A 5,397-nucleotide genomic window follows, 5' to 3' on the forward strand; every position below is an offset into this window, starting at 1 on the left:
CCCCCCAGGAAGGCCCTGGCCCCGTGCTGCCGGGGAGCCAGCCCATGGCCACCCTCCCAGGCTGCGGAGACTCGCAACCGGAGGCACGGCATGGACGTCAAGCGGCTGGGCATCTACCTCAATGACCATCTGGCGGGCTCGGTGGGGGGCCTCGAGCTGGCGCTGCGCACGGAGCAGGAGAACCGCAGCAACCCGGTGGGCCGCTACCTGGCGGCCTTCATCCCCGAGCTGAAGCACGACCAGTCCATCCTCAAGTCGGTGATGCGGACGCTGGAGGTGCCGGAGGATGCGCTCAAGGCGCGGATGGCGTGGGCCTCCGAGAAGCTCGGGCGCCTGAAGCTCAACGGCTCGCTGGTGCGCTACTCGCCGCTGAGCCGGCTGGTGGAGCTGGAGGGCCTGTGCGTGGCCACCGAGGGCCGCCTGTCGATGTGGCGCACGCTCGCCCGCCTGTCCACGAAGGACGCACGCCTGTCCGGCTTCGACTTCGAGGCGCTCATCGCCCGGGGCGAGGCGCAGCAGGAGGCCCTCCAGCACCTGCGCGCCCGGGCCTCCGACGTGGCCTTCACGGACGAGCCCGTGCCCTTCGGCGCCGGCGAGACGGTCGTCGCCAGCTCCTGAAAAGGAGAAGCCCCCTGGGCCTCGGAGGGAGGCCGGCAGGGGGCTTCAGTCACTCACGGTTTCGCCGCGCGCGCTTCAGGTGCCCGAGGGGGGCAGGGTGGAGCGCGGCGTGGTGGCGTTCGGCTGGGGCACCAGGCGGAGCTGGTTGGCGTTGCCGGCGAAGCTCGCGTCCACCTCGCGCTCCAGGTACGTGTAGCCGGACAGGCCGTCCTCGTACATGCGCAGCAGGGTGCGCGACTGGTCCAGGGTGATGCGGCCGTTGCGCAGGGCCGCCTCGGTGAACTTGCGCAGCCGCGCCACCAGGTCGTCCTTGGTGTAGCTGACGTAGTTGAGCACCTCCGTCACCGTGTCGCCGGCCACCACGTTGTCGATGAGGTAGCCGCCGTTGGGCGCCAGCGACACCTGCACCGCGTGCGTGTCACCGAAGAGGTTGTGCAGATCGCCGAGGATTTCCTGGTACGCGCCCACCAGGAAGATGCCCAGGTAGTAGTCGTCGTCGTTGAGCGCGTGCAGCTCCAGCGCGTCCTTCACCTCGCGCTTGTCGATGAAGTGCTCGATCTTGCCGTCCGAGTCGCAGGTGATGTCCGCCAGCGTCGCCCGGCGCGTCGGCTTCTCCGCCAGCCGGTGGATGGGCATCATCGGGAAGAGCTGGTCGATGGCCCACGAGTCCGGCAGCGACTGGAACACGGAGAAGTTGCAGAAGTAGGTGTCGCTGAGCGCGCGCTCCAGCGACTCCAGCTCCTCCGGAATCTCCCCCTGCTCCTTCGCGATGCGCATGATCTTGTGGCAGGTGGCCCAGTAGATGTTCTCCGCCGCCACGCGCTGCTCCAGCGACAGGTGGCCCAGCGAGAAGAGGGTGAGGCTCTCCTCCTTGGAGTCCTGCGCGTCGTGCCACGCCTCCAGCAGGTTCTTGTTCGTCACCTCGCGGTAGGTGCCCATGAGGTTGCGCACCACCGACGGGGCCTTGTCGTCCAGCTTCTCCGGCACCTGCGCCGGGTCGAACTCGCTGGTGCCCAGCACGTCCACCACCAGCACCGCGTGGTGCGCCACCACCGCGCGCCCGGACTCGGACACCAGCGTCGGGTGCGGCACGCCCGCGCGGTCGCACGCCTCCATGACGCCGAACACCACGTCGTTGGCGTACTCGTCCGTGGTGTAGTTCATGGACGAGGCGAAGTTCGTCTGCGAGCCGTCGTAGTCCACGCCCAGGCCGCCGCCCACGTCCAGGTACTTCAGCGGCGCGCCCTGGCGGGCCACCTCCACGTAGAAGCAGCCCACCTCGCGCAGCGCGTTCTTCACGTTGCGGATGTTGGAAATCTGGCTGCCCAGGTGGAAGTGCAGGAGCTCGAAGGAGCCGAGCAGGCCCGTGTCCTTCATGAAGCCGATGCAGTTCATCAGCTCCGACGAGGACAGGCCGAACTTGGACCGGTCACCCCCGCTGGCCTCCCACTTGCCGGCGCCGCGCGTGGACAGCTTCACGCGCATGCCCAGCCGCGGGGTGATGCCCGTGCGGCGCGCCACCTCGGCGATGAGCGGCAGCTCGCTGGGCTTCTCCACCACGAGGATGACGTTGCGGCCCAGGCGCGAGTAGAAGAGCGCCGTCTCGATGTACTCCTCGTCCTTGTAGCCGTTGCAGATGACGAGCGCGTCCTCGCTGTCGAGGAGCGCCATCACCGCGAGCAGCTCCGGCTTGCTGCCGGCCTCCAGGCCGTAGTTGTAGCCCTTGCCCGCCTCGATGATGGTCTCCACCACGTAGCGGTGCTGGTTCACCTTGATGGGGTACACGCCGCGGTAGCCGCCCTTGAAGCCCTGGTCGGCCATGGCCTTGCGGAAGGCCTCGTTGAGGTGCACCACGCGGTGGCGCAGCACGTCCGTGAAGCGCAGGAGCAGCGGCAGACCGATGCCGCGGCGGCGCACCTCGTCCACCAGCTCCTTCAGGTCCATGCTGGGCGCCTGCGGGCCGTCCGGGTGGACGCACACGTGGCCCTTTTCGTTCACGCCGAAGTAGGGGTTGCCCCAGTTGCGGATTCCATAGAGTTCCTGGGCGTCGGCAAGGGTCCAGCGGTGCGGAGGGGCGTTTGCGGGCATCGGCGTCTCGAGGCTCCCAGGGAAAAAAAAGGGGTGGACTCCCGTGAACAACGGAAGGGCGCGGGAACTATAGGAAAGCACCCTCTGGATCAACAGTCGCCTGAGGGCAGGGCAGGCAGGCAGGCTCGGTGACAGTCCGGTGTCCCTGGTCGACCGGGCCGGCCTTCCATTCAATTCCTACCCTTTCCACGAGGTTCAGGGAGGACGCGTGGACAGAAGGGGAGGGTACATGGAGTCGTCCGCACGCAGGGAAGAAGCGGTGCTGACCCCGAGGGAAATCTACGAGCGGCTCGACCGCTTCGTCATCGGCCAGGATACCGCCAAGCGTGCGGTGGCCATCGCCGCTCACAACCACCTCAAGCGCGTCCAGGCGCGGCGGTTGCGGCGGCAGTCGCTCATCAAGAAATCCAACATCCTGCTGATTGGGCCCACGGGCAGCGGCAAGACGCACATCGCCCGCAACCTCGCGGACATCCTCCACGTCCCGTTCACCACCGTGGACGCCACCGAGTACACGGAGGCCGGCTATTACGGGAAGGACGTGGAGGTGATGATTTCCGACCTCCTGTTCAAGGCGAACCATTCGGTGGAGGACACCCAGCGGGGCATCATCTTCATCGACGAGGTGGACAAGATTGCCCGGCGCTCGCAGGGCGCGCGCAACGGGGCGGGCAGCCGCGACATCGGCGGCGAGGGCGTGCAGCAGGCGCTCCTCAAGCTCCTGGAGGGCCGGGAGGTGTACGTGCCCCTCAACGTCACCCAGGCCTGGAACAAGAGCGACTTCGTCCAGGTGGACACGCGCGACATCCTCTTCATCTGCGCCGGCACGTTCAGTGACTTGCACGACTACGGCGACGAGGGCGGCCGGCCCGTGGGCTTCGGGGCCGAGGAGGCGGCGAAGCGCTCGCGCAAGCGCATCAGCACGAAGCAGCTCGTGGACTTCGGCATGCTGGCGGAGTTCCTCGGCCGCCTGCCGGTGGTGGTGCAGCTGGAGAAGCTGGGCGAGCCGGAGCTCATCCGCGTGCTGACGGAGCCGCCCGACTCCATCATCCGCGAGTTCCGCGAGCTGCTGGCCCTGGACGACATCGAGCTGGAGTTCACCGACGGCGGGCTGCGCGAGGTGGTGCGCTACTCGGTGGACCGGGGCCTGGGCGCCCGCGGGCTGCGCTCCATCCTCGAGTTCGTCATGGCGGACATCATGTTCGAGGCCCCCGAGCGCAGGCGGCGCAACGTGGAGGTGGACGCGGACTTCGTGCGCCAGCGGCTGGTGGGCCTGGACTCGGCGCAGATTGGCCTGTGAGTCAGTCTCCGCGCTCGGCGGCCCGGATGGCGGCGTTCATCCGGGCGGCCACGTCCCGGTCCTGGATGAGCTGGAGCACCAGGTCGTTGCGCAGGAGGGCGGCGGTGTCGCCCCGCGCGAGCGCCTGCTTCACCTTCTCGTCCTGGAGCAGGCGCTGGAAGCGCGGGTCCTTGCGCAGCGCCTTGTAGGCGGGGTCGTCCTGGAGGCGGCTCGCCTTCTCCGGGTCGCTGGCGGCGTTGGCCACGCGCACCAGGTTGCCCACCTGGGAGAACTGCGTCAGCTCGAAGAGGTTGTAGCGGCGGGCCAGCCCCACGGCGAGCGAGTCGCTCGTGGAGATGCCGAAGCGCTTTCCGGCCACCACCACGTGCTGTTCGAAGAAGGTCATCGCGCTGAGCGCCACCCAGGCGACGATGGCCATCTTCGCGCCCCCCAACAGCAGGCCGAGGAAGCGGTCCACGCTCCGGTCCTCGTTGTGCTTGCCGGTGCCCAGCAGCCGCACCAGCAGCGCGCCCAGCGCGTAGCGGACGGCCAGCCACACGCAGACGAAGACGAGCACCGAGCCGAGGATGATGCCGACGAAGAGCGGCCCGCCGAGCGACGCGGACAGCTTGGGGCCGAGGAGGGGGCCCAGCCGGCTGGAGGCGAAGTACGCCGCCGCCAGCCCCACCATGTTGGCCACCTGCCGCGACGCCCCGGTGAGGGCGCCGATGATGGCGAAGAAGAGCACCAGGCCGAGGATGGTGAGGTCCAACACCATGGGGCTCCTCCCGGGAGCGGTCAGCGAATCTTGAACGAGTTGTCCTTGTTCTTCGCCTCGTCCGCGAGCTGCTTCTGCACCTCCGCCAGCCGCTCCTTGTAGCGGGCGTTGGAGGGCTCATAGGTGAGCGCCATCTTCATGTTGCGCTCGGCGGCGGACAGGTTGCCGCCCTCGGCGTCCTTCTGGGCCTGCTGGTAGAACTGGCGCCCCTTGGGGTGGGTGCCGATCTGCTCCTCCTGCTCCTTCTTGGCGGCGGCCTTCGTCTCCGCCTCGGAGGCCTCGGTGAAGCGCAGCTTCTGGGCGCGCTCGGGGCCGGCGATGTCCGCGAGGTACTTCTTGCGCTTCGTGTCGTCGCGCAGGACGTAGTAGGCCTCGGTGACGCGCTTGTAGAGCTCGTGCACCCGCTCCTTCAGCTCCTTCGACTCCATGTGGAAGAAGCGGTCCGGGTGGTAGGTGCGGCTCTCCCGGTAGAAGGCCTTCTTGATTTCTCCAGGGCTGGCCGTCTTCTCCAGCAGGAGCACCTCGAAGTAGTCCATCTGGTCCAGCCTCGCGGTGCGCGACGCCAGGTCCGCGAGCTGCTGGGCGTCGAGGCCGGGCCCCTTCGACTCGGTGGGCGGCGGGGGCGGCGCGACGG

Annotated in this window: 5 protein-coding genes; 2 read left to right on the forward strand and 3 right to left on the reverse strand. The window is 68.4% G+C overall.

The genetic code is table 11. The features are described from left to right. Positions 1-90: 90 nt before the first annotated feature. Positions 91-618, forward strand: a complete 528-nt coding sequence (locus HG543_RS51090; RefSeq protein ID WP_169352260.1) for a hypothetical protein — start codon at positions 91-93, stop codon at positions 616-618. 75 nt (positions 619-693) lie between these two features. Here the strand turns inward: HG543_RS51090 and speA are convergent, their stop codons facing one another. Next, a complete protein-coding gene (speA, locus tag HG543_RS51095) occupies positions 694-2,706 on the reverse strand; it encodes a biosynthetic arginine decarboxylase (RefSeq protein ID WP_169352261.1) in 2,013 nt (670 codons plus the stop codon). A 229-nt stretch (positions 2,707-2,935) separates the two neighbouring features. Between speA and clpX the strand changes: the two genes are divergently transcribed. Next, positions 2,936-4,006: an ATP-dependent Clp protease ATP-binding subunit ClpX gene (gene clpX, locus HG543_RS51100; protein WP_169352262.1), complete on the forward strand. Its 1,071-nt coding sequence runs from the start codon at positions 2,936-2,938 to the stop codon at positions 4,004-4,006. A 1-nt stretch (position 4,007) separates the two neighbouring features. Here the strand turns inward: clpX and HG543_RS51105 are convergent, their stop codons facing one another. Together HG543_RS51105 and HG543_RS51110 are read right to left on the reverse strand one after the other, a co-directional pair. After that, entirely contained in the window at positions 4,008-4,763 is a 756-nt protein-coding gene (locus tag HG543_RS51105; RefSeq protein WP_169352263.1) for a CvpA family protein, read from the reverse strand. 20 nt (positions 4,764-4,783) lie between these two features. After that, positions 4,784-5,397, reverse strand: a 614-nt coding sequence (locus HG543_RS51110) for a DnaJ domain-containing protein (protein ID WP_246357901.1), incomplete at its 5' end; no start/stop codon positions are given.

Source organism: Pyxidicoccus fallax (genome assembly GCF_012933655.1).
In the GTDB taxonomy this organism is placed as follows: Bacteria; Myxococcota; Myxococcia; order Myxococcales; family Myxococcaceae; genus Myxococcus; species Myxococcus fallax.

Coding starts and splice junctions, on each gene's coding strand:
- HG543_RS51090 (WP_169352260.1), top strand. CDS start 91: ATGGACGTCAAGCGGCTGGGCATCTACCTCAATGACCATCTGGCGGGC.
- HG543_RS51105 (WP_169352263.1), bottom strand. CDS start 4,763: ATGGTGTTGGACCTCACCATCCTCGGCCTGGTGCTCTTCTTCGCCATC.
- clpX (WP_169352262.1), top strand. CDS start 2,936: ATGGAGTCGTCCGCACGCAGGGAAGAAGCGGTGCTGACCCCGAGGGAA.
- speA (WP_169352261.1), bottom strand. CDS start 2,706: ATGCCCGCAAACGCCCCTCCGCACCGCTGGACCCTTGCCGACGCCCAG.